Source organism: Sporomusaceae bacterium ACPt (genome assembly GCA_041428575.1).
GTDB lineage: Bacteria > Bacillota > Negativicutes > Sporomusales > Sporomusaceae > Sporomusa_D > Sporomusa_D carbonis.
In genome coordinates this window covers 1,556,580-1,578,635 of sequence record CP155570.1, presented here as the reverse complement: position 1 = coordinate 1,578,635, position 22,056 = coordinate 1,556,580, and the positions used below count along the sequence as shown (strand labels likewise).

General features: G+C 44.4%; 25 protein-coding genes and 3 tRNA genes. 5 read left to right on the top strand and 23 right to left on the bottom strand.

The features are described 5' to 3' along the window. Positions 1–35 precede the first annotated feature (35 nt). Positions 36–1,289 (top strand): sporulation integral membrane protein YlbJ, encoded by a 1,254-nt coding sequence (ylbJ, locus tag SCACP_RS07920; protein ID WP_425060799.1) that lies wholly within the window; start codon positions 36–38, stop codon positions 1,287–1,289. A gap of 21 nt (positions 1,290–1,310) precedes the next feature. Here the strand turns inward: ylbJ and SCACP_RS07915 are convergent, their stop codons facing one another. The 4 genes from SCACP_RS07915 to SCACP_RS07900 all read right to left on the bottom strand — a co-directional run bounded on the left by SCACP_RS07915 (position 1,311) and on the right by SCACP_RS07900 (position 3,778). Next, on the bottom strand, positions 1,311–1,766 hold the full coding sequence (locus tag SCACP_RS07915; protein WP_425060798.1) for an ATPase: 456 nt from the start codon (positions 1,764–1,766) through the stop codon (positions 1,311–1,313). A gap of 32 nt (positions 1,767–1,798) precedes the next feature. After that, positions 1,799–2,284, bottom strand: coding sequence for a pantetheine-phosphate adenylyltransferase (coaD, locus tag SCACP_RS07910; protein WP_425061353.1), 486 nt, complete (start codon positions 2,282–2,284; stop codon positions 1,799–1,801). A gap of 2 nt (positions 2,285–2,286) precedes the next feature. Continuing rightward, the gene (rsmD, locus tag SCACP_RS07905) at positions 2,287–2,889 is read right to left on the bottom strand and encodes a 16S rRNA (guanine(966)-N(2))-methyltransferase RsmD (RefSeq protein ID WP_425060797.1); all 603 of its coding nucleotides are present in this window, start codon (positions 2,887–2,889) and stop codon (positions 2,287–2,289) included. 181 nt (positions 2,890–3,070) lie between these two features. Further along, the gene (locus tag SCACP_RS07900; protein ID WP_425060796.1) at positions 3,071–3,778 is read right to left on the bottom strand and encodes a C40 family peptidase; all 708 of its coding nucleotides are present in this window, start codon (positions 3,776–3,778) and stop codon (positions 3,071–3,073) included. A gap of 169 nt (positions 3,779–3,947) precedes the next feature. Between SCACP_RS07900 and SCACP_RS07895 the strand changes: the two genes are divergently transcribed. Continuing rightward, positions 3,948–4,024: transfer RNA gene (locus SCACP_RS07895), tRNA-Pro, on the top strand. A gap of 123 nt (positions 4,025–4,147) precedes the next feature. Here SCACP_RS07895 and SCACP_RS07890 read toward each other — a convergent pair. From SCACP_RS07890 to SCACP_RS07880, 3 genes are all read right to left on the bottom strand, one after another. Next, the gene (locus tag SCACP_RS07890; protein WP_425060795.1) at positions 4,148–4,291 is read right to left on the bottom strand and encodes a hypothetical protein; all 144 of its coding nucleotides are present in this window, start codon (positions 4,289–4,291) and stop codon (positions 4,148–4,150) included. A gap of 162 nt (positions 4,292–4,453) precedes the next feature. After that, on the bottom strand, positions 4,454–5,002 hold the full coding sequence (locus SCACP_RS07885) for a hypothetical protein (protein ID WP_425060794.1): 549 nt from the start codon (positions 5,000–5,002) through the stop codon (positions 4,454–4,456). A gap of 57 nt (positions 5,003–5,059) precedes the next feature. Next, positions 5,060–5,329, bottom strand: a complete 270-nt coding sequence (locus tag SCACP_RS07880; RefSeq protein WP_425060793.1) for a hypothetical protein — start codon at positions 5,327–5,329, stop codon at positions 5,060–5,062. Positions 5,330–5,667: 338 nt separating this feature from the next. Between SCACP_RS07880 and SCACP_RS07875 the strand changes: the two genes are divergently transcribed. From SCACP_RS07875 to SCACP_RS07865, 3 genes are all read left to right on the top strand, one after another. Continuing rightward, positions 5,668–5,753: transfer RNA gene (locus SCACP_RS07875), tRNA-Tyr, on the top strand. 16 nt (positions 5,754–5,769) lie between these two features. Beyond that, positions 5,770–5,845: transfer RNA gene (locus SCACP_RS07870), tRNA-Gln, on the top strand. Positions 5,846–6,060: 215 nt separating this feature from the next. Further along, positions 6,061–6,270, top strand: coding sequence for a hypothetical protein (locus tag SCACP_RS07865; RefSeq protein ID WP_425060792.1), 210 nt, complete (start codon positions 6,061–6,063; stop codon positions 6,268–6,270). A gap of 125 nt (positions 6,271–6,395) precedes the next feature. On the opposite strand, the gene SCACP_RS07860 is transcribed toward SCACP_RS07865, so the two are convergent. The 16 genes from SCACP_RS07860 to murA form a co-directional block, all read right to left on the bottom strand. Next, the gene (locus SCACP_RS07860; RefSeq protein WP_425060791.1) at positions 6,396–8,126 is read right to left on the bottom strand and encodes a TIGR03960 family B12-binding radical SAM protein; all 1,731 of its coding nucleotides are present in this window, start codon (positions 8,124–8,126) and stop codon (positions 6,396–6,398) included. 111 nt (positions 8,127–8,237) lie between these two features. Then, positions 8,238–8,774: an anaerobic ribonucleoside-triphosphate reductase activating protein gene (nrdG, locus tag SCACP_RS07855; protein ID WP_425060790.1), complete on the bottom strand. Its 537-nt coding sequence runs from the start codon at positions 8,772–8,774 to the stop codon at positions 8,238–8,240. Between the two features lie 12 nt (positions 8,775–8,786). Beyond that, entirely contained in the window at positions 8,787–10,799 is a 2,013-nt protein-coding gene (gene nrdD / locus SCACP_RS07850) for an anaerobic ribonucleoside-triphosphate reductase (protein ID WP_425060789.1), read from the bottom strand. Positions 10,800–10,820: 21 nt separating this feature from the next. After that, complete coding sequence (gene nrdR / locus SCACP_RS07845; RefSeq protein WP_425060788.1) at positions 10,821–11,285, bottom strand: transcriptional regulator NrdR; 465 nt, start codon at positions 11,283–11,285, stop codon at positions 10,821–10,823. A 187-nt stretch (positions 11,286–11,472) separates the two neighbouring features. Beyond that, positions 11,473–11,730, bottom strand: coding sequence for a YlmC/YmxH family sporulation protein (locus SCACP_RS07840; RefSeq protein WP_425060787.1), 258 nt, complete (start codon positions 11,728–11,730; stop codon positions 11,473–11,475). A 103-nt stretch (positions 11,731–11,833) separates the two neighbouring features. Next, positions 11,834–12,427 carry a stage II sporulation protein R gene (spoIIR, locus tag SCACP_RS07835; protein WP_425060786.1) on the bottom strand — a complete coding sequence of 198 codons (594 nt, stop codon included), beginning with the start codon at positions 12,425–12,427 and terminating at the stop codon, positions 11,834–11,836. A gap of 51 nt (positions 12,428–12,478) precedes the next feature. Beyond that, complete coding sequence (gene sigG / locus SCACP_RS07830; RefSeq protein ID WP_425060785.1) at positions 12,479–13,252, bottom strand: RNA polymerase sporulation sigma factor SigG; 774 nt, start codon at positions 13,250–13,252, stop codon at positions 12,479–12,481. 149 nt (positions 13,253–13,401) lie between these two features. Then, the gene (gene sigE / locus SCACP_RS07825; RefSeq protein ID WP_425061352.1) at positions 13,402–14,121 is read right to left on the bottom strand and encodes an RNA polymerase sporulation sigma factor SigE; all 720 of its coding nucleotides are present in this window, start codon (positions 14,119–14,121) and stop codon (positions 13,402–13,404) included. Next, a complete protein-coding gene (locus SCACP_RS07820) occupies positions 14,118–15,050 on the bottom strand; it encodes a sigma-E processing peptidase SpoIIGA (protein ID WP_425060784.1) in 933 nt (310 codons plus the stop codon). Before SCACP_RS07820 ends, sigE begins: the two co-directional genes overlap by 4 nt. Before the next feature lie 315 nt (positions 15,051–15,365). Continuing rightward, positions 15,366–16,415, bottom strand: a complete 1,050-nt coding sequence (gene ftsZ / locus SCACP_RS07815) for a cell division protein FtsZ (RefSeq protein ID WP_425060783.1) — start codon at positions 16,413–16,415, stop codon at positions 15,366–15,368. 17 nt (positions 16,416–16,432) lie between these two features. After that, positions 16,433–17,635 (bottom strand): cell division protein FtsA, encoded by a 1,203-nt coding sequence (gene ftsA / locus SCACP_RS07810; protein WP_425060782.1) that lies wholly within the window; start codon positions 17,633–17,635, stop codon positions 16,433–16,435. 187 nt (positions 17,636–17,822) lie between these two features. Then, on the bottom strand, positions 17,823–18,152 hold the full coding sequence (locus tag SCACP_RS07805; RefSeq protein ID WP_425060781.1) for a small basic family protein: 330 nt from the start codon (positions 18,150–18,152) through the stop codon (positions 17,823–17,825). Between the two features lies 1 nt (position 18,153). Further along, positions 18,154–18,846 (bottom strand): DUF881 domain-containing protein, encoded by a 693-nt coding sequence (locus SCACP_RS07800; protein ID WP_425060780.1) that lies wholly within the window; start codon positions 18,844–18,846, stop codon positions 18,154–18,156. Between the two features lie 24 nt (positions 18,847–18,870). Then, positions 18,871–19,617, bottom strand: coding sequence for a cell division protein FtsQ/DivIB (locus tag SCACP_RS07795; RefSeq protein ID WP_425060779.1), 747 nt, complete (start codon positions 19,615–19,617; stop codon positions 18,871–18,873). A 242-nt stretch (positions 19,618–19,859) separates the two neighbouring features. Then, complete coding sequence (locus tag SCACP_RS07790; RefSeq protein WP_425060778.1) at positions 19,860–20,789, bottom strand: D-alanine--D-alanine ligase family protein; 930 nt, start codon at positions 20,787–20,789, stop codon at positions 19,860–19,862. A 12-nt stretch (positions 20,790–20,801) separates the two neighbouring features. Then, positions 20,802–22,055, bottom strand: coding sequence for a UDP-N-acetylglucosamine 1-carboxyvinyltransferase (murA, locus tag SCACP_RS07785; RefSeq protein ID WP_425060777.1), 1,254 nt, complete (start codon positions 22,053–22,055; stop codon positions 20,802–20,804). Position 22,056 lies beyond the last annotated feature (1 nt).

Here is a 22,056-nt window from a genome sequence, read left to right as displayed (position 1 = left end):
ATCAAACCGCAAGGCTTGGAGGAGGAGATTAGTATATGCGGATTTGGGGCAGTGGTAGGCGCTATCGTGCACGGCTACTGGCATATTGTATGGCTTTTTGCACTGTATTTATAACTATTACCATGGTAACATACCCAAAAGATGCTTTTGATTCAGCGATCATGGGCTTAAATTTATGGTGGAATGTAGTTTTCCCCGCACTACTGCCTTTTTTTATTTTGTCAGAAATACTTATGGGACTTGGCGTCGTTCACTTCATTGGCGTTTTGCTTGAGCCGTTAATGCGGCCAATCTTTAATGTTCCCGGCGTGGGAGCCTTTGCCATGTCTATGGGATTGGCCTCCGGTTATCCAATGGATGCCGTCATAACCTGCAAGTTCAGAAAAAATCAACTATGTTCGGCAGTCGAAGCCGAACGCCTGCTATCGTTCACTAATACTGCCGACCCGCTATTTATGTTTGGCGCAGTAGCAGTTGGCATGTTCGGTATGCCGGAATTAGGCGCAACCATTGCATTGGCTCACTATTTGTCTAGTTTTCTTGTTGGCGTTATTTTCAGATTCCATGGCCGTGACCGCGATAATTACGCCAATGACCATCAGTCAACCGCTAGCGGCAATATCATTATCCGTGCTTTTCGTGCTTTATACAACGCCAGACGGGAAGATAAGCGCTCAACAGGCCAATTATTAGGTGATGCTGTCAAATCATCTATGAATACTATCTTGCTCATTGGCGGCTTTATCATAGTGTTCTCGGTATTTATCCGTATCATGTCAGTCCTCGGTGTTACCGAGGCACTTACCGGCATATTCGCATCAATATTAAGCTTCATAGGTTATAGCACTAATTTGGCACCATCACTGGTAAGTGGTCTATTAGAGATTGACTTAGGAACATTAGCAGCAAGTCAGGCTGACGCTCCTATTATTGAAAAAGTCGCGGTAACCAGTGCAATTATTGCCTGGAGCGGACTTTCTGTTCATGGCCAGGTAGCTAGTATTGTCATTGAATCCGGCATTCGTATGACGCCATATATGGTAGGCAGATTGCTCCATGCCCTACTTGCCGCCATAATTACTGTGCTGCTTCTCGGACCCGGTCATCAGATTACAAAACTTTTGGCAATACCGGTATCTATGAGCATGGCACAAAGCAACAGTATAAATTTTTGGCTTACCAGAATTGAGCAGACAACTTATCAAATCGGGATTCTACTCATCATTATGCTAGCGTTGTCAATAGCCGTTCATCTGGCTAGACGTATATATGGGTATGTAAAAAGATAAGGAGCTTAGCTCCTTTTCCTTTTATCCTTGATTATTTGTTTGCTGTAAATCACGCTGCCCTTGTCGGACTACCTCCAGCGTTTTCTCAAGATGGGTTATAACGTGCTTAAAAACTTCGTCAGCATACACTACTGCGTCGTTGTGCAAATCCTTGGCTACTTTACGGGCCTGAAAAACCAGTTCGTTGGCCTGCTCCTGAGCTTGTTTATTAATGATGTTTTCATCAGTCAGTTTAGCAACATAGGCTTTGGCCTGATCGACAATGTTTTGGGCTTCTCTTTGCGCTTCATCAAGAATACGCTGCCGCTCACTGATAACCCGTTTAGCCTCATCAAGCTCTTTAGGCAGTAGTTCACGAAAATCATCTAAAAATCTTGCCAAGTCATCCTCTTCAATTACCCGTTTATTTGTAAACGGCACGCGCGCTGCTTCCACCAACATAGTTTCCATTTCGTCCAACAGCTTTTCAATACTCATACTTGTCTCCCTCTCCCATATAAAGCAAAAGTCTAACTCTCTTCACGAATTCTTTTCAAAATAAATTCTTCTAAACACTCCGGCACAAGTCCAGTAATCGGACCACCAAATTTAGCCAATTCTTTAATGCCGCTTGAGCTAATAAACGAATATTCGTTACTGGTCATCATGAAAATTGTTTCCATTCCCGGATCAATTTTCTTTATGAGCAGAGCCCGTTGAAATTCATATTCAAAATCAGTTAAAGCCCTCAATCCTCTAACAATAAAGCTGCTGTTCTGTTGCCGTACATAATCGTTCAGAAGGCCGGAAAAGCAGTCAACCTTGATATTGGGGATATCTTTGGTAGCTACATTCAGCATCTCAACCCGCTCTTGCATAGTAAATAGCGGCTTTTTGTTAGGATTATGAAAAACAGCGACAATTACTAAATCAAACATTTTGCTGGCCCGAAAAAATATATCAACATGGCCGTTGGTAACAGGGTCGAAACTACCGGGACAAACCCCAATTCGCATATTCATTTGCCTCCTATTGACAAATTAGTAGTATTGTACATTAAAAAAGTTATGAATGTTTCACCATAATGTTCGGTGCGAATTAATTCAAGATTTTGCCATTTGGTGTGTACCGGTTCATGTTTTGAATGCTCGACAACAATTACTCCCCCGCTTTCCAGAACTGTACCGGCATCAAGTTTTCCCAGTACTTTGTTGACCAGTCCTCGGTTATACGGAGGGTCTATAAATATAAGCGTAAACGTTCGACCGTCTTGAACCAACTTGTCAAGCGCTCTTATTGAGTCAGCACGCCGAACTTCAGCCAAGTCGCTTAATTTAGCACTACCAATGTTGTCTTTAATAACCGCAAGGCTTGCAGGACTATGATCTATAAACAACGCATACTCCGCTCCCCGGCTTAATGCTTCTAACCCCAAATTTCCGGTACCGGCAAACAAATCCAACACCCTTGCCCCTTCGAGCAAAAATCCACTATCTTGAAGGTTTATATTGGCAAGAATATTAAATACCGATTCTTTCACCCGGTCAGCAGTAGGACGAACATCCAATCCTTTTGGTGCTTTAAGCTTGGTTCCCTTAGCAATTCCGGTTATAATCCGCATATTTACCTCGAACTGTGACTAAATTTCTGTTTAACATAAATATTTTAGCACATTTAAGCGTCATTAACACTTTTTGCTAAAAAATAATTTAACATCCAGGTTTATATATTATTCCCTGCGTAATGAATGCCAAACAAAACAATAACCGGGTACCCGGTTATTTTTAATAAAATTCATATATTTATCGGACAACGCGAAAAGCTCCTAGAAATCTGGCTTGATAATAAGGCTTCGACATAGCTGTCAATGTCACTTGACCCGCACCTGAGCTAGCATGAATAAATTGGCCGTTACCGACATAAATGCCAACATGCGAGGGACCAGGGGCATAGGTACTATAAAAAACTAAATCGCCAGGCTGGATATCAGCCAGAGGTATGCGCCTTCCAAAATTATATTGATCATCGGCAACCCTCGGTAGAAAAATGCCTTGACGGCTATACACATAATAAGTAAATCCTGAACAGTCAAAACCGGCGGCACTTGAACCGCCCCATACATAAGGAACTCCTAAATACTCTTGAGCAAGACCGGCAATTTGTTGACCGGTTCTTTGCGCTAACTGACTGCGACTTACTTCGCTATTGCCTGCATAGTTGCTAAGCGCCTGCCAGGTCCCTATCCCAACAACGCCATCTGCCTCAATGCCTACAGCCTGTTGAAAGTCGATAACTGCCAACTTGGTATAGAATCCGAACTTGCCATCAATGCCATATTGATAGAAACCATACTTTTTAAGTTCAGTCTGCAAAGAATAAACGGCTTCCCCCGTTTCTCCCTGTTTTAATAGGGGCATGTCTTGCACGGCAGCGGAAACTGGATGCGGTGAAATCAATATAAGTGAAAATGCACAAATAACCGCAAATAAATCAAATTTGAGGCTTTTCAAACCTATACCTCCAACTACTTTGATTTTTCGTTATTTATTTCGACATTACCTGCAAAATTCCTGTAAAGCTAGAGATTTATAATGTGATTTTTTTAAATAAAATTAATATAATTCCAATCTTCACTGTTGACAATATTATTATGAATGTGTATACTTAATAAATGTGAGCCGGGGCGTAGCGCAGTTTGGTAGCGCGCTTGGTTCGGGACCAAGAGGTCGCAGGTTCGAATCCTGTCGCCCCGACCAGTTGAAATAACAATGCCTGGACGATATTTTCGTCTAGGCTGTTTTTTTTTTGCCTACTCCACCCTATTTCCACCTTATCTTTGAAAAAGCACTGAGGGTCACTGAGAAATTATGAGTTACAACTTATTTAGTCTTATGCAAAGCACGCCCGAACAACTCACCTAAACACGCTGATGCCAATAGTAAATACAGCTCCAATGCCACAACGGCCGACATGGTCCACACACGCGTTACTAAATAATCGCTGCCAATGCCAATAAGTAGCATCCAATGGAACCCTGAACAATAAAAGCCCCGGCGCGGTAGTCATAAACGATAACCATATAGTCACAAGTGTCAACGAGTGCTGTTTTTCAATACATCTAGCAATCAACACTCATCGCCTCTCTGAAGCAGCGCCTGCCCAGTACTGGGCAGGCGCTGTTTTAACTATGATACCAGTTCATCCAATTGGCGTTCAAACTCTTCCAGGCTGGCCACTTTTATACTTCGTTTGTGGAGCGCCTTCAGCACACCCACATCCTCCACTGCGTTGATTTTAGCCCGCAGTGGCTGCCTGACCACTTCAAAGCGGTCGGCCAGTACTTCCAGGATGTTCTCCCGTAATGTTTGCAAAATGGCCCTGGCCTCTGCCTCGCGAATATCCTCTTCAATCCATTCCCTGTACACCTGTGATTGCATCAGCATCTCCCTCCTTACATAGCGCCGGACGACCTCCGGCCCGTATTTTTCCCCGCCCAAAATCCCCAGCACCGCAATCAAATCCTGCTGTAGTGCCGTATCCTCCACCGCATTGGTAATCTTCGCCAGCGCCTGCTGTAGTACCGTGTCCGGCGTATCGCCGGCAGCATCTTTCATCAGCGGCAACAACGGATACAGCCCGATCAGCCCCTGGCCGATCACGGCGTCCCGCGCCACTTCCCACAGACGCACCACCTGGTAAGTATAGTGTATCCCGTCATCGTCAAGACCGTGCACTTTATTTTCATGCTCCGGGAAAAAGAAGATTACCGCCTGGTAAATACGGGGCGTCCCCTAGCCCGCCGCCAGCGTATCTTCCCAAATGTCGGCGCGATAACGCAGCATCCGCGCCGGTAAGGGCGTATCCAAGTAGCTTTGCGTTTCAAAGTGGACGATAGCATCCTGTACCGCAAACACTTCATCCATCCGTGACTGTATCTTAGGCGTTTTCTCCGTTGTAAACGGCCTGATCTCCTCAGTCCGGCAATTCGGGAGCAAAAACCGCACCCAATCGGCGGGCCGGCGCTGGACCAGGCGCTTCATGGGAATGTCAAACCTGGGCAATCTCCCACCACCTTTACAAATAGCCTCGTTATTTTCCATTATACCACAAAACGTTACGTAACGTCACAACACAGTTGTCATGGCGTATCACCTCCTGGCACCCTGCCGCATTTTTTTGCCGCTTGGCACATGATCCACTGCATAGACTGTCAAGGCTGGCGCGCCTTGGGCCGCCACCCGCAATTTAACTATTGGGCTTGAAATTCCTGAATATACATGATAAAATACAATATAATGTACAGCAAAGCTAATTTTGGGACCAAGAAGTTGCAGGTTGGAATCCTGTTGTCCCTACCAGTTAGCAATTCCCGAAACAATTCGAAGTGAATCTACACCACGGAGGGATTCCCGAGTGGCTAAAGGGAGCAGACTGTAAATCTGCCGTCTGACGACTTCGGTGGTTCGAATCCACCTCCCTCCACCATTTTTTTATCATTATTAGGGGCGTAGCCAAGTCGGTAAGGCAACGGACTTTGACTCCGTCATGCGTTGGTTCGAGTCCAGCCGCCCCTGCCAATAATTAAGTAATTTAAGCAGAGCTCAAGCTCTGCTTTTTGCACGCCTATAAACTATATAGTATCCAATAAAGATTTACAGGCGTGTTGTTAGTATAAGCGTAAGTCAAGCGCCAGCGGTGGAGCGTTACTAACAACACGCCTAGAAAAAAATCTTTATTGGGTTTCATATACTATAATAAAACATATAAGGATTTTTCCAATGTTGTCGTTTGCATGACAGAAAATCATTGGTTCGTTCCATATATTTGCAGATTACGCCTTGACGACCTTAATACGGCCGAGCCTCTCAAACTTAAAAACTTCGGCCAAGCAAACGAAGTCTCGTATGTACTGCTTGTCACACTCCATCCGCTGGACATTTCGGCTGATATTAAGTTATTTGATGTAGGCAAGGACGCGATTATCTCATTGGCAAAAAAATAACTCAGCTAAAAGAAGCTGAGTCTAAATCAGGATTTATGGACAGCATACTCATGCAATTTTCCCGCTTAATCGACAGTGAACTTGATGACGTGATAAGAACAATCACAAAATCTTAAGCAGCATACTTAGCGGCATACCCCGCACCGTTTACACCCTGGGCTACATGACGGGGTGTATTTTTCTGCCTGAGATTGCCGATATTCGGCCAACAAATATGCCGGATCAAATCCCATGCTCAAATTATTCCAGGGAAAAACCTCGGCATCGCCTCTATTGCGGTACAAATAGAAGTCTTCATCCACTTTATGGACTTTGAGTGCTTGTTTCCAGCCTTTTGCTCCACCACCAGCCACAGCGGTAAGCAACACTTGACCAAGCCGTCTGTCACCACGGGCCAACATACTTTGCATATAAGCCTCTTTAGGGTGTTCAATGAGGGTTTCTATGCCTTTTATTGCCTTTAATTCATTTTGAACAAATTTCAGCCTGGCAGACACTATACTGAGCGGGGCCATAGGCAGCCATTGAAAAGGCGTAAATGGTTTGGGAATGAAGGGATTAATACTTAGGGTAAGCATGCCTCTGCTCCCCATTTTCTCCATATATTTTTTTATGTTTTTGGCCATTTCGACAATTGCTTCGATATCCAGTTCGGTTTCTCCCGGTAACCCCACCATTATATACAGTCTGACATGAGGAATGCCGGCCGTGGTAGCAGCTGCTACCGCCTGATATAAATGTTCATCGGTAATTTGTTTGTTAATGACCCTCCGCAGCCGTTCGCTGCCGGCTTCGGGCGCCAGCGTAATAGTCTTATGGCCACTGGCCGCCAGAGCTGTAACCAGTGCCGGCGTCAATGAGTCGGCGCGAAGCGAAGCCACTGACAGAGTAAGCCCCTGTTCTAGTATTAGCTGGCACAGCTTGTCAATTTCCGGATAATCAGAAATGGCTGCACCCATTAAGCCGACTTTAGCCTGAAATATTTTGGCGTTACTCACACCTTCAGCAATTTGTGCCAATGACCGCACTCGCGGATTGCGGAAACAATAACCGGCCATACAAAACCGGCAATGCCGGCCACACCCCCTGGCCACCTCAATTAAATACATATCCTTAAACTCGGTATCAGATGTCATAATAACCGTCTGGCCGGGGTATCGTCCTAACTCCTTGATATACCGGCGGTTTACCTTAGCCGGCACCAACTCATGCCGTTCAAAAGTGTCAATAGTCCCATTTCCGTTATACACCGGCCGGTAAAAGCGCGGCACATACACTCCTTCAATTTGCGCCAGACGTAAAAGCAATTCTTCTCGGGACAGTCCTTGTTCCCGGCTGTCATAATAGCTGTCTAAAAACTCGTGAATGACTTCTTCACCTTCACCGATAATGCAGGCATCAATAAAATCAGCCAATGGTTCAGGATTAAAGGTTGAACAAGGTCCGCCAATAATAACCAACGGATCGCCTTCTCCCCGCTCTGCTGCTAGCACCGGAATTTTGCCTGCCATTAATATAGTAAGCAAATTAAAATAATCCATTTCAAACGAAACAGCAAAAGCAATAAGCGGAAACTCGTATAACGGCAGTTGATTTTCCAGAGTCAAAAGCGGGGTATTGGTCCGTACGTATTCATCAAATATTTTTTTTTCAGGCAAAAACAGCCGTTCACAGGCTGTATCGCCCCGGCTGTTTATTTGCTCATAAATAATATGCAGTCCAAGATTAGACATACCTACATGGTAGGTGTTAGGATAAACGAGCGCCATAGGCCGGCGTGAACCTGGCGCATACACCATAGTCCCTTGTTCAGCGGCAACAGTCCTTTGCAAACGCTCTATCAAATGCCATGACACAATATCACATCCACCTGTAATGTCTGCCGGCAATTACAGCCGGTAATATTACAATAGTATACGAGTAATTAGAAAAATTATATATTTAAGCAAAATAATAGCTGATATTTCTTACGCCCACTGCTTTTGCGCAGCGTCTTCCCACAGTACCACTTGCCCGGCAGCAAATGTTGCGGGAACATCAATCAGCCGTTGGTTACGGGAACCGCGAAACGCCAACCCTAAATCACGTTCAGTTTCACGATATAACCCGTCCACCAAAATATCAGTTTGTTTAAGCAACTGGCCCACACTTTTGCGTTCTACCGCCATAGCCGCCAACTGTTCAAAAGTAAAGCCACTATACGTAACAATGTCAAGCCCCTGAGATCTTAGCCGCTTAGCCAGACAGGCCAACGGCCCAGCCTGGAGAAACGGCTCGCCACCTGAGAAAGTAACCCCTCTTAGCAATTTGTTACGAACAGCATTTTTTTGAATATGGTTATACAATCCGTCAATATCAGCGGTATAACCGCCGTTTACATCATGGGTATCAGGGTTATGGCACCCTTGGCATTTGTGCGGGCACCCTTGGGTGAAAACTACTATTCTTAATCCCGGACCGTCAACAATACTTTCTTCAGTTATCCCGGCAATTCTGATTTTCATATTCATCCCTGCCTAAATATGTCGCACACGCTCATTTAGTTCATTTAATTTGGCATCATTAAACCGGTCAACCGTGCTTAAATAGCCGGTAATACGCCGGACGCGCCTGATAGCGGTAGTGCCGCATGACGGACATTCCACAGTATCAATTACACCAAGATGACCGCAAGCTTCACAGAAATCAACCGGATAGTTAAAGCCGGCATAGCCAAAATCACACTGTCGCATATAGCGGATAATTTCCTCTAAAGCTCCCAGGTTATTAACAGGCGGGGCACTAAACTCTACATAGCTGATATGTCCAGCGTTGGCATACTTGTGATATACACCTTCGATACGGATTTTATCAAACACACTGATTGGATAATTTACAGGGATATGAAACGAATTTGTATAGTATTCTTTATCAGTTACTCCGGGAATAATGCCATATTCGCGACGGTCCATTTTGAGAAACCGTCCGGATAAGCCTTCGGCAGGAGTAGCCAGCAATGTGTAGTTTAAGTTATAGTGGTCAGCCGCCCGATCAAGCTTGTCCCGCATAAAGGCAACAATCTCTTCACCCATAATTTGCGCCTCTTCATTTTCACCGTGGTGATAACCGGTCAAAGCAGTCAATGTCTCAGCCAAACCGATAAAACCAACCGAGAGTGTACCATGCTTGATTACTTCTTCAATACAGTCAGTAGATTTCAGCTTATCTGAATCTAGATACAACCCCTGCCCCATCAAAAACGGCATATCACGTACTTTCAGCTTGGCCTGTATCTGGAAACGGTGATAAAGCTGCTCACAGGTTAAGTCAATAAGTTCAGCCAAACTTTGGTAAAACTTCATAAAATTGCGCTCAGCCTTAATGGCCAACCGGGGCAAATTAATCGTGGTAAAACTCAAATTGCCGCGTCCATCCGTTACTTCCGGACCGCAGCGGTTGGCCATTACTCTGGTGCGGCAGCCCATGTAACCTACCTGATCTCCATATGGTTTATTAAATGATGAGTCCATAAAACTGAAAGTAGGATTAAGGCGTTGAGCAGCAACACGGATGGCCAACTTGAATAAATCATAATTGGGGTCGCCAGGATTAAAGTTGACGCCCTCTTTTAGCCGGAAAATAATATTGGGGAAAATGGGGTTTTCACCCCGGCCCAGGCCTTTTTCATATGCCAGCAGCAAATTCTTAGTCACTGCCCTACCGGCCGGTGAAGTATCGGTGCCGACGTTAAGACTGGAAAAAGGAACCTGAGCACCAGCCCGGGAATGCATACTGTTCAAATTATAAATTAGCGCCTCCATAGCCTGATAAACTTCTTCGTTACTGGCTTTTTCCATAAACGGCGCCATATCGCGGTCAAAAAAAGCAAACGATTGTCCACCATGCATGTCGTTCTGCGAGCTTTGCAGGATAATGGCGGCAAGGGCAGCGGCCGAAGCCGGACGTTTAGGTGAACGAATATAACCATGACCGTTATTAAAGCCGTTATGTAATAACTTTCCGAGTGGTATCTGGACACACGTCAGTGTTTTTCCATAAAAGTCTAAATCATGGATATGATAATCTCCCTTGACATGAGCCTGAGCAAATTTTTCCGGAATAAGCCGGTTTAAATAATAGGCCTTACTTGCTGCACTGGCAATTTGCAACATTTTTGCTGACGGTGAATTAGATACATTGGCGTTCTCCCTGCTTGTTTCCACTAAGATTTCAGCAACAGCATCCATAAGTTCCGATTTTGCTTCCCGCATACGGGTACGCTTGTCCCGGTATAATATATATGCTTTAGCTGTTTTCGCATGACCGTGTTCAATCAGGACTTTTTCAACAGCATCCTGAACATCTTCAACGCCAAACAAACCTCCATTATATTTTTGCTTTAAAAACCGCAGAACATCAAGTGTAAGTTCCAAAGCCAGCTGGCGGTCAGCCCCACCTACTGCTTTGGCGGCCTTATAAATTGCCTCAGTTATTTTACTTTCATCAAAGGCGACTTCTCGCCCATCACGCTTTTTTATCTTAACAAACATTGCTTTCCCCCATTTATTCTATTACTCTTTATGCTGAGCTTTCATCAGTATCTCAAGTTCCTGCATAAAGTTATTAATGTCAGCAAACTGGCGATACACTGAAGCAAACCTTACGTAAGCCACTTGATCAATCTCTTTTAAATACTGCATTACTGTTTCCCCAATTTGGCGGGTAGAAACTTCCCGTTCAATATTATTGCGAATATCTTTCTCAACCTTGTTAACAGCTGTTTCGATAACATCAATGGGCACAGGTCGCTTTTCACAGGCCTTCAGGAGTCCGCCAAGCAGCTTATTTCGGTCAAACATTTCCCTGCGTCCATCCTTTTTAATGACCATCAATGGTATTTCTTCCACTACTTCATAAGTAGTAAAACGACGAACGCAAGCGGAACATTCCCGCCGTCGCCGGATAGAGTTTCCTTCGTCGGCTGATCTTGAATCAATAACCTTGCTATCAGCCACCCCACAAAATGGACAGCGCAATTCTCACCCACTCCTTGATTACTCTGCTAAGTATGATATAATAGTTTAGGGTTGAACAGAGCCAGATACTATATATTGTATCATAATACTAAATATACGCCATATATTGTGCATTTCCTGCCTACTGCGGTAAATTTTTCAAAAAAAAGCTCTAACCTAAAAAGGTTAGAGCTTTTTTTTTTACGGGTTAATCATGCTTTAGTTCAGCAAAATTGCCGGCTTCGACTAAAATTACATCCATGCCGATTTTATTAATTTTATCCCAAGGAATAACTATATCTTCGTTACGACCAAATAATCCCAGAAATTTTCCTACACCTGGCACAACAATGGCAGTAAGCCGACCGCTCTCAATATCAATTTCTATATCAGTTATATTACCCATTCGCTTGCCGTCAATGATATTTATTACTTCTTTCAACTTCAAGTCACTGGTTTTTAGCACTTATCCCCCCTCCTTCTAATTACAAAATTCCTTGTAAATATGTAGCTCCTGGATTCTACAATAATTATATGAAGGACAAGGGATAAATGTGTGCCTAAATATTTTATTTATTAAATAGCTCAACTAGTTTCCAGCGAACCTCTGGAACAATAGTCTCCGACCGCTCTGCTGCCCCCTCTTTAGTAGCACTTACCGGAGCTAAAGCAGTATTTGTGCCCTCAATAAAACACAGTGGCGGAAACAATACACACCACCAGTTTTGCCCAGCCGCCTTGCCAAGTAAAATACGTACAGCTTGATAATCACCAGCCGGTAACACCAGACTGCCGTAAGAACGGACAGGAAATTCGAAAGTACCCATTTGCACGGTAACAGGATAATCAGCACCGTTTGCAGCAAGCGTTTCCCTGGCTATAAGGATAATATCATCTCGATGCCCAGCAATGATATTCTTAGCGGTTTCAGCATCACTTACATCTTTTACATACGGAGTCAGATAAGCGACAACAGCATCACGTACTTTTAGTTTGATCTGCTGATCTTCGACACTGTCACTGTTAGCAAGAATATGCAGTCGTACATAGTCGCCGCGGTTAGGGGCCACAGGTATGCCACTTTGTTGTTGGTACAGCAACATAATCCAACCGCCGGCAACAAAACCGAACAGTACAATTAACATCATTAACTTAACCCACAATGGTAAAATTCTCCTCAACTCTAATTCCTCCCAATTTTTGCGCTTACAATTTTATATATATTTGCGCATATGCCCCAGTGCCGCTTTTTCCAGCCGGGAAACTTGCGCTTGGGATATACCGATTTCTTCAGCTACCTCCATTTGCGTTTTGCCCTCAAAGAATCTAAGGGTAAGAATATGCTTCTCGCGATCGCTTAGCTTGCGCAGAGCCTCTTTAATAGCAACTCCTTCAAGCCAACTTAAATCAAGATTCTTATCATCACTAATCTGGTCCATAACAAAGATCGGGTCGCCACCGTCATGGTATATGGGCTCAAATAGTGATATTGGCTCTTGAATAGCATCTAGGGCAAAGATTATTTCTTCCCGTGGAACCTGAAGTTCTTCAGCAATCTCGTTAATCGACGGTTCTCTTGAATACCTGTTGACCAAGGAATCCCGGACCTGCAACGCTTTATAGGCAATATCCCGCATCGAACGGCTAACCCGGATGGGATTATTATCCCGTAAATAACGCCGAATTTCGCCGATAATCATTGGCACCGCATAGGTGGAAAACTTTACATTCTGCGACAAGTCAAAATTATCGATAGCCTTCATCAGGCCGATACAGCCCACTTGAAACAAGTCATCCACATATTCGCCCCGGTTGTTAAACCGCTGAATTACACTGAGCACCAGACGCAAGTTGCTATAAATCAGTTGTTCACGGGCCGACTTTTCACCAGCCTGCATTATTTCAAACAGTTCACGCATTTTAGTGGCAGAAAGCACCGGGAGCTTTGCTGTATTTACACCACATATCTCGACTTTGTTGACAATCATGTTATTACCTCCCCAGTTTTTTCTAGACTACTAAAACTACTTACCCCACACAAGCATTATTGCCATGGCTTGAAGGTTTTATACCAAGATGCCTAATATAAGAAAAAAGGCAAAAAAAAAGAGCCTATTGCTCTTTACAAACCACATAATTATTCCATCCGGCTGATTTCTTTGCGTAACCTCTTTATGATCCGTTTCTCCAAACGCGATATATATGACTGAGATATTCCCAGCATATCGGCTACCTCTTTCTGTGTGCGCTCGTTACCGTCATCATTCAACCCAAACCGAAGCTCCATAATGCGCCGTTCCCGGCCTGACAACTTGTTCATGGCAGTGTATAACAGTGTTTTGTCAACTTCTTCCTCAACCGATTTATAAATTATATCATTATCAGTTCCCAAAACATCTGACAATAAAAGCTCATTACCGTCCCAATCAATATTCAGCGGCTCATCAAACGACACCTCGGCCCGGGTCTTGCTGTTACGACGCAAGTACATAAGAATTTCATTTTCAATACAACGCGAAGCATATGTAGCCAGTTTGATTTTTTTGACCGGATCAAAGGTATTTACAGCTTTAATCAGTCCAATTGTGCCGATGCTGACTAAATCTTCAACGCTTATCCCAGTGTTTTCAAACTTTCGTGCGATGTAGACAACGAGTCGTAGATTCCGTTCAATAAAGACACTTTTTACCGATTTATCACCTTTCTGCAAACGATTAAGCAAAAATACCTCTTCATCACTTGATAATGGCGGCGGCAGAATCTCCGCACTGCCGACATAAAACACTTCATCAGGCTCAAGCCACCCGATAGCCGTAAGCAATGATATTGCTTTAAGTTTGATGTATAGCTTAACTATTGGCCAGGTAATACGCATGTACCCGCCTCCTTTGTAGTATTTACCCCGGTTATAAGCGCCGGATGCAAAAGTGCCTGACAGTTGCCGCCATTTGTAAATACACCGTCATAAATACCAATAAGTACATTAGCTGTTTTGACCGGGCCATACTCTGTCATGACCGTAATGCTATCTGGTCTGAAGCAAAGAAGCATACTCCTACTGCCTACAGCCTGATAGGGTAAAACCTCAACCCTGGCTAGCCAAGCCGTGTCAGGACATTTATCAAGATTAGCCAGCCACGTATCCGGGCTGTTCTGGTTCAAAAAATCTGCCGCTTGAGGGCTGAGTAAACAGACTGCCGCCTGTTGAGCCAGCAGAACAACGGGTCTACGACCAAGCAGTGAATAAAGGCCGTTACCGGTGTCCAGCATACCGGTAACCTCACTATACCGTCCCTCATATTCAAATTTGGCTTGGTACAATATCTGCCGGCGATACATCCGGCTGAACATCCTTCTGGCAACAAGTGTGACAATAATTATTGCCATAATACTGCCTGCCGCCAAATTGATCCACGACAAACCGCCAACATTACCGGACATATATGGCGTTCCAGTCTGAGCAAAGTATAACCAGCCCAGCACTGCTCCTCCCAAAATAAAGGAAACGACAAAAAAAATACCGACGAGTATTAATATTGTTTTAATTGGCTTGCGGCCAAAAGCCAATAAAATAAGTGCTACTGATACAAAAAATTTTCCCGAAATACCATATAGTACCGCTAGTTGCGGCATGATACCAGCCAGCGCATATATCCCCCCGGCCAAAGCGGCAGTCAGCAAACGTTTCCACCTAATAGAAATGCCTGCAGCATAAGCTGTCAGCGCTAAAATGATACTATTCATAATGAAATTAATGAGTATTATCACATCAGCGTAAACGTACATTGGCTATACCTTCCCTATATGGTATTTTGTACCATAAGAATACCTGTACATAGCAATATATGCTCCTAAAAAAATAACTATTCCTATTATAACAGCCCCTTTTTTAAAATAATGTAATTTTTTGCCAAAAAAAATAATTCCAAAAACAGATAAGAAAAGCTTGGCTTGCGCAAAGTAGGACGACGGCAAAAGCTGTCTGTGCCCCGCTAAAGTATAGTTGTTCGTACTTAATAATCAAAAAGAAGCTAAGATTTCCGAATAAATAAAAAAACCCGGTATATAAAACCGGGTTTTTTTACATTATTCAAAATTCTTCTAGCGCCGCATCCAGGCAGGAATATCTAAATCGCGCCCTTTAAACGGTTCAATAACTGGGGTTTCTCTTCCTTCACCTGGTCTAATTTTGGCCGGTTTAGGATCAAAACCGGTAGCAATGACAGTAACCCGTACTTGGTCTTCAAAACGTTCATCAATAGTAGCGCCAAATATAATGGTGGCCTCCGGGTCAGCGGCCTTAGCTATAATATCGGCTGCTTCGTTAACTTCAAACAAGGTGGTATTAGGGCCGCCGGTAAAGTTAAGCAGCACGCCTTTAGCTCCATCAATCGACATTTCTAGGAGCGGACTCTTAATAGCCGCTTCAACGGCTGTGATTGAGCGGTTGTCACCTGTTCCCAAACCGATACCCATAAGCGCAGAGCCGGCATCACTCATAATGGTCTTGACATCGGCAAAGTCAAGGTTAATAAGGGCAGGCACTGCAATAAGGTCCGAAATACCTTGCACGCCCTGACGAAGCACATCATCAACAATTCGGAAGGCATCCATAATAGAAGTGCGTTTGTCAACTACCTGCAACAGGCGGTCATTAGGTATTGTTATTAACGTATCAACTTTCTCTTTAAGTTTGGCAATGCCTCGTTCAGCCTGCATCTGGCGCTTGCGGCCCTCAAAAGTGAACGGCTTGGTGACAACACCGACAGTCAGCGCACCTACTTCTTTGGCACATTCAGCCACTATCGGCGCTGCGCCGGTACCAGTGCCGCCGCCCATGCCGGCAGTGATAAATACCATATCCGAACCTTTGAGTACTTTTATTATATCTTCCCGACTTTCCTGGGCGGCCTTTTCGCCAATATCAGGATTAGCGCCAGCCCCAAGACCTTTAGTCAGTTTTTCGCCAATTTGAATACGGTAGGCGGCTTGCGAACCAATTAACGCTTGCGCGTCTGTATTAACAGTAATAAACTCAACACCTTGCAGACCGGCGCCAATCATACGGTTTACCGCATTATTGCCGCCACCGCCCACGCCGATAACTTTTATCGAAGCAAACTGATCCAAGTCCATATCAAATTCCAGCATGAGTAAGTTTTCCTCCCTTAACGTCTATCAAATTTCAAGATTTTTTTCACTTTACGGACAAACACATTCCATGCACTGCGGCTTGTAGCCGATTCGCATGGTAATTTTCTGGCGCCATAGTTAATAATACCATAGCACACAGCATTAGCCGGATGCGCATACTCAACCGCGAGCCGGCTTGGCTTAATCACCTCGGTATGTATTTGAAAAACTCTGGCGACACAAGCCGCTACACTGGGCATTGATCCGCAACCGCCGGTTAAATAAATGCCGTCAAAAACTTGCCCTGGCTGAGACAAATAATTTTTTAGTAGCGGACTAAGATAATCGTACACCAAAGTTACAATTTCATCTACCCTGCTTTCGACAATATCATAGAGAAAATCAAAAGGAATATGCTTATCAGTAGTGCCGTAATCGTTGCAGTCAAGTATTACTCCCTGATTTCGCAAATCAGAAGAAAGCCTGGAGTAATAACGTTTGATTTCTTCAGCGTGGGCACGGCTGACACTTAGCCCTTGCATCAAATCGCTTGTTATATAATCCCCGCCGAGCGGCAATGAAGCTGATAAGCAAAGTCTTCTGTCCACATAAACAGCAAAATCTGCAGTACCTGCGCCAATATCCATATAGATAAAATTTGCCGGTTGGCCAGGCAACTCGCTCTTCATGCTCTCGGCCGCCGTAACAACATTGGAAACAATACCGTTTAAACAAATACCGACCTCAGTAAGCGCACAAGTAAGACTTTGAAGTATCGCCTTTGGTGCTGTAACTATGTGAGTTTCGACTTCAAGGGCTGCTCCTGCACGAACCAAACTTTCTTTTACCGCAAAAACATGCAAAACCTCATGATCATTTTTCGCCGCCGCAAAAACAGCTGCCTGACAGGCCCGCTCCACATCAGCCGGAATTACAGTTCCAGGCGATGCCAGCGCAACACTGCCAACACTATTTTGCGAAACAAGCATTGATCCACTAATTCCCAGGTACACAGAATCAGCAGCTTGGTTATCAGCTGCCATAGCAACACAATCTACTGCCTGTCTGATAGAATGTGCCAAAGCGTTAACATCAGTAACAGTTCCTCTGGTATAGCCTGCCGTTGGCGCAGCTCCGCTGCCTAAAAGTTGCAGGCTTCCATCAGCTTGCTGTCTACCGGAAAACACCTTGACCATACCTGTGCCGACATCAATAGCTAATATAGTTTTCTTGTCCATAACTCCCTCTCAGCACAGTATTATGTTTCTTCCCAATAGTTTCAACAAAAGTAGCATTTTCCCTTTTTTTTTTACTACGAAATTCGCGCTTTTTTATCCGACAAGAAAGTATAAATTTTTGACCTACTGCGACCAAAGAAAAGCTCCAAAGCCATAACATTAACCAAACAGGCTTTGAAGCTTTCCCTTACTTCTTTAAAAAGTACCGTCGAATTATGGCTAGGTTCTGGAAAATCCTTAAGCCAAACACCAAAAGCGACACATAATATAAATCAATTCCCAACCGCTCGCCAACATATACCAAACCGGCTGCTAACAACGCATTAGTAAAAAAACCGGTAATAAACACAGTGTTATCAAATTTTTCTTCCATTCCGGCTCTAAGTCCTCCAAACACTGAATCTAACGATGCCAATAACGCAACTGACAAAAATTTAGCATATTCAACTGGTACGGTAATAGGAAAAGATACGCCTATAATGACGCCTATAATAAGTCCAATAACCGGCAATACCATATCAGCGACCACCCTCCACAACTGGCTTGGCGAACTCAAACCGGAAAGCGCCTTTATATGCCGGAACGTTTACTATATCTTGCTTTTTGATTGCCACCTGAATACCCCAGAACTGGAGTGTTTCAACTACACCACCGCGCATTTTGAGAGCATTTTCCAGCGTTGTCGGATCTCCTATGGCTCGTACCTCATAAGGCGGTGAATAACGGGAATTATTGACTGACAATGTCGGACCGGCGCAACGGATTTCTGAGCTGGCAATAAGGCGCTGCTCATTGATCGATATGGCCTCAGCGCCCGCGGCCCACAATTCATTAATAACCTTCAGAATATCATCATCATGAATTAGATACAAATTAGGGTTTTCTCCCGGTTTGGATGGACGCTTGCTATCATCAATAGTTACAATAATTCCAGGGCCCTCGACAGGCACCACTCCAGCTCCCATCCTGATTAGTTCAAATTCTTTCGATGCAGCCTCAACACCTGATGTGCGTTTAAGCTCTTGAACCTGCTTAATCAGCGCATCCCGCTCTTTTTCAGTCTGACTCAGCCGCTGGGATAAGTCTTCCACCCGCTGGTAGGGAATACTTGATCTAATATCCTGAGTGGTGCGGAATTGCACCGCCAGCATAACGCCCAGCACAACACAGACTAGGGCAATAGCAAACTGCCCTTGTTTGATAGGTTGCAAAATATCGTCTCCTTTCAATTTATCTTATCGATCACGTATTTTAATAATAGGCGAAGTATAGTTTAGATCTACGTATTCGACAGCCATTTTTTTTGTAGTTATTTCTTGCAAAATCTCGCCTGTAAGCCGGGCCTTTTCCGCAAGCCGCTGGCTGTCGCCTACCCGGATGTGTACTGAATTCACTGTATAGGCAATAATCTCGTCAGGGGATTTAATATTGACTTCTGACAAGTTATTGAGCGTATCTTCATCCAACGCCGCCAAATAAGTCAAAACATTAGAAAGTCCCGGATTATTTACCTGGTCGCCCACATACACGTTGCCTAAGCGGACACCGGTGATAACCGGCACTTTAATCTGCTTTAAATTTTTTAATGCTACCATAACCACACCTTGCCGGTCAATTTCGACAAAACCGTACTGGCTGGCGACAAAGGCCAATGGCTGACGTTCTTTAACATGAATGACAATACTTGCCGGAAACCTTCGTTCGACCTTTACCTCAGCCACCCTGAGGTCATGCATAAGCCTGTCCGTAATTTCAGCTGTCTTTAGCCTGAATATATTTACTCGTTCAGGAATACCGGCAATACGCAAAACCTCTTCAACAGTAATGTATTTATTGCCTTCAACCACGACTGTCCCAACAGTAAAATAAGTAGAATTAATAAACAAAAAAAAGGCTATAAGCACTGCTAAAGCTGCCAGCCATGCCACCAGCCTTGATGCTCGCTGCTGCCTGGCTGCTCTTAAGCGATCTGCCGTCTGCATGAAATCACTCCTGTGATATCTTCTGCAAGTATTATACACCGGATTGATTGTCAGGTAAATAAGAAAACACTGGCTGACACAAGCCCCATAGAACCGGGACAGAGACCTCCTGTACCTCGTTAGGGTATCGTTGTTCTTCTTATTTTATCAGACAATCATTCAGTTTCAATGACATGATCATCTGATAATGTAAATATAAAATTTGGGCAGTATCGGTCGATACTGCCCAAATTACTGTTTGACTACTCAGCGCTCATCAGAAGTATACGTTCGCACAAATCGGCAAAACCTATACCGATAGACGCTGCTGCTTTGGGTACTAAGCTAGTGGCCGTCATGCCCGGAATAGTATTTACTTCCAAAACATAAGGTTTGTTATTGCTGTCAAGCATGACATCAACCCGGCCGATTCCCCGGCATCCCAAAAGCTTATAAGCATCCAGCGCTATTTTCTGAACCAGGCTGGTAATTTCCGGCTCTAGCCTGGCTGGCACTATATATTCAGTAGCACCCTTAGTGTATTTAGACTTGTAATCATACCGTCCTGATTGCGGAACAATTTCAATAATGGGTAACGCTTCCGGCTTATCGTTGCCGAGTATAGACACTGTCAATTCTTTGCCACTAATAAACTCTTCAACAATAATACGGTCGCTATATTTAAACGCTTCAGCTACAGCGTTCCCAATTTCTGCAGCGTCTTCAACAATCACAACTCCAATGCTTGAACCCTGGGCAGTTGGCTTGATCACTACCGGTACACCAAATTCAGTCAAAATTTCATCCGGTAAGTGGTATCCAGCATTATTCTTGTTGTACAACCGTGACCGTGGAGTAGGTATTTCCGCTGCCATAAACAAGCGTTTGGTTACCGCTTTATCCATGGCTATAGCACTTGCTAACACACCTGAGCCAGTATAAGGTATACCTAACATTTCCAGCGTGCCCTGCATCAATCCATCTTCACCATAAAGACCATGGATAGCGTTAAAAACAACTTCAATCTTCTCTACATTCAATTGCTCGACAAAATGCCGGGGGCTAAGGTCAATGCCGACAGCATTATAACCTTTTTCCTGCAGTGCCGCCAGAATAGCCCGCCCGGTATTAAGAGACACTTCCCGTTCAGCAGACGGCCCACCCATAACCACTGCAATTTTTTTATTTTTCATAAAAATCCCCCTTCAGTTACCCTGGACCCTTACAATTTGTGCCCCTAAGGCCTGTAGTTTTTGCTCAATATGTTCATAACCGCGGTCAATATGATATACTTGTTCAATTTCTGATGTTCCTTCTGCTGCTAGAGCCGCCAACACCAAGGCACTGCCGGCGCGCAAGTCAGGCGCCGATACAATAGCCCCGGTTAGTTTTGGTACACCGCGAATAATGGCGGTACGTCCTTCGACTTTAATTTTTGCTCCCATCCGGGTAAGTTCGTCGACATGTTTAAAACGGTTTTCAAAGATGGTTTCTGTAATGATGCTAGTGCCTTTAGCAATGGTAACCACGGACAGGATTGGAGCTTGTAGATCGGTAGGAAAGCCTGGAAACGGCAGGGTCTTAATATCAACACCTCTAAGTTCCCGTGCTTTAATTCGGATATAATTGCTGCCTGTAGTCACCTGAGCCCCAATTTCCTGAAGTTTGTCGGTAACGGAGAACAAATATTCCGGAACAATATTCTCGATCACAATATCGCCGCGAGTCATAGCACCAGCCATTAAAAACGTGCCGGCTTCAATTCTGTCACACATCACAGTATGCTCAGCAGGAACAAGTTTTTCCACACCGTCGATTCTGATGGTGTCGGTACCAGCGCCGCTGATTTGGGCCCCCATTTTATTCAATATGGCTTGTAAGTCAACGATCTCGGGTTCGCGCGCCGCATTGCGGATAATAGTAATACCCTTGGCCAGTACTGCAGCCATCATGGCGTTTTCGGTAGCACCAACGCTCGGAAAGTCAAAATTCACTTCACCGCCGGTCAACTCTGCCGCTTCCGCATCAATAAACCCAAAGCTTTCGTCAACTTTTGCGCCGATTTTTTCTAGAGCTTTGATATGTAAATTAATTGGCCTTGGACCGATAGCGCACCCACCAGGATAAGACACTCTAACTTTGCGGAATCTACCTAACAACGGCCCCATCAAAAATACCGAGGCCCGCATCTCTCGCATTAGATGCTCAGGTATTTCAGCCTTACTCACATTGGTAGTATCAATTAACATAGTATGGCCCTGCCTGGATATTTTGGCTCCGAGCAGTGTCAAGATATCTTGCATGGCTTGGATGTCACGCAAATAGGGCACGTCGTGAATCACATTGACGCCGGAACACAAAAGTGTTGCCGCCATAATAGGCAAGGTGGCGTTTTTCGCCCCACTTATCCGGACATTGCCACTTAGTTGTACTTCTCCTTTGACGATAAATTTCTCCATC

Excerpts from the sequence above, each read along its gene's own strand:
- ylbJ (WP_425060799.1), top strand. The coding sequence starts at position 36 with ATGCGGATTTGGGGCAGTGGTAGGCGCTATCGTGCACGGCTACTGGCA.
- SCACP_RS07915 (WP_425060798.1), bottom strand. The coding sequence starts at position 1,766 with ATGAGTATTGAAAAGCTGTTGGACGAAATGGAAACTATGTTGGTGGAA.
- coaD (WP_425061353.1), bottom strand. The coding sequence starts at position 2,284 with ATGCGAATTGGGGTTTGTCCCGGTAGTTTCGACCCTGTTACCAACGGC.
- rsmD (WP_425060797.1), bottom strand. The coding sequence starts at position 2,889 with ATGCGGATTATAACCGGAATTGCTAAGGGAACCAAGCTTAAAGCACCA.
- SCACP_RS07890 (WP_425060795.1), bottom strand. The coding sequence starts at position 4,291 with ATGCTACTTATTGGCATTGGCAGCGATTATTTAGTAACGCGTGTGTGG.
- SCACP_RS07865 (WP_425060792.1), top strand. The coding sequence starts at position 6,061 with ATGACAGAAAATCATTGGTTCGTTCCATATATTTGCAGATTACGCCTT.
- nrdG (WP_425060790.1), bottom strand. The coding sequence starts at position 8,774 with ATGAAAATCAGAATTGCCGGGATAACTGAAGAAAGTATTGTTGACGGT.
- nrdD (WP_425060789.1), bottom strand. The coding sequence starts at position 10,799 with ATGTTTGTTAAGATAAAAAAGCGTGATGGGCGAGAAGTCGCCTTTGAT.
- sigG (WP_425060785.1), bottom strand. The coding sequence starts at position 13,252 with ATGATTGTCAACAAAGTCGAGATATGTGGTGTAAATACAGCAAAGCTC.
- SCACP_RS07820 (WP_425060784.1), bottom strand. The coding sequence starts at position 15,050 with ATGTACGTTTACGCTGATGTGATAATACTCATTAATTTCATTATGAAT.
- ftsZ (WP_425060783.1), bottom strand. The coding sequence starts at position 16,415 with ATGCTGGAATTTGATATGGACTTGGATCAGTTTGCTTCGATAAAAGTT.
- ftsA (WP_425060782.1), bottom strand. The coding sequence starts at position 17,635 with ATGGACAAGAAAACTATATTAGCTATTGATGTCGGCACAGGTATGGTC.
- SCACP_RS07805 (WP_425060781.1), bottom strand. The coding sequence starts at position 18,152 with ATGGTATTGCCGGTTATTGGACTTATTATAGGCGTCATTATAGGCGTA.
- SCACP_RS07795 (WP_425060779.1), bottom strand. The coding sequence starts at position 19,617 with ATGCAGACGGCAGATCGCTTAAGAGCAGCCAGGCAGCAGCGAGCATCA.
- SCACP_RS07790 (WP_425060778.1), bottom strand. The coding sequence starts at position 20,789 with ATGAAAAATAAAAAAATTGCAGTGGTTATGGGTGGGCCGTCTGCTGAA.
- murA (WP_425060777.1), bottom strand. The coding sequence starts at position 22,055 with ATGGAGAAATTTATCGTCAAAGGAGAAGTACAACTAAGTGGCAATGTC.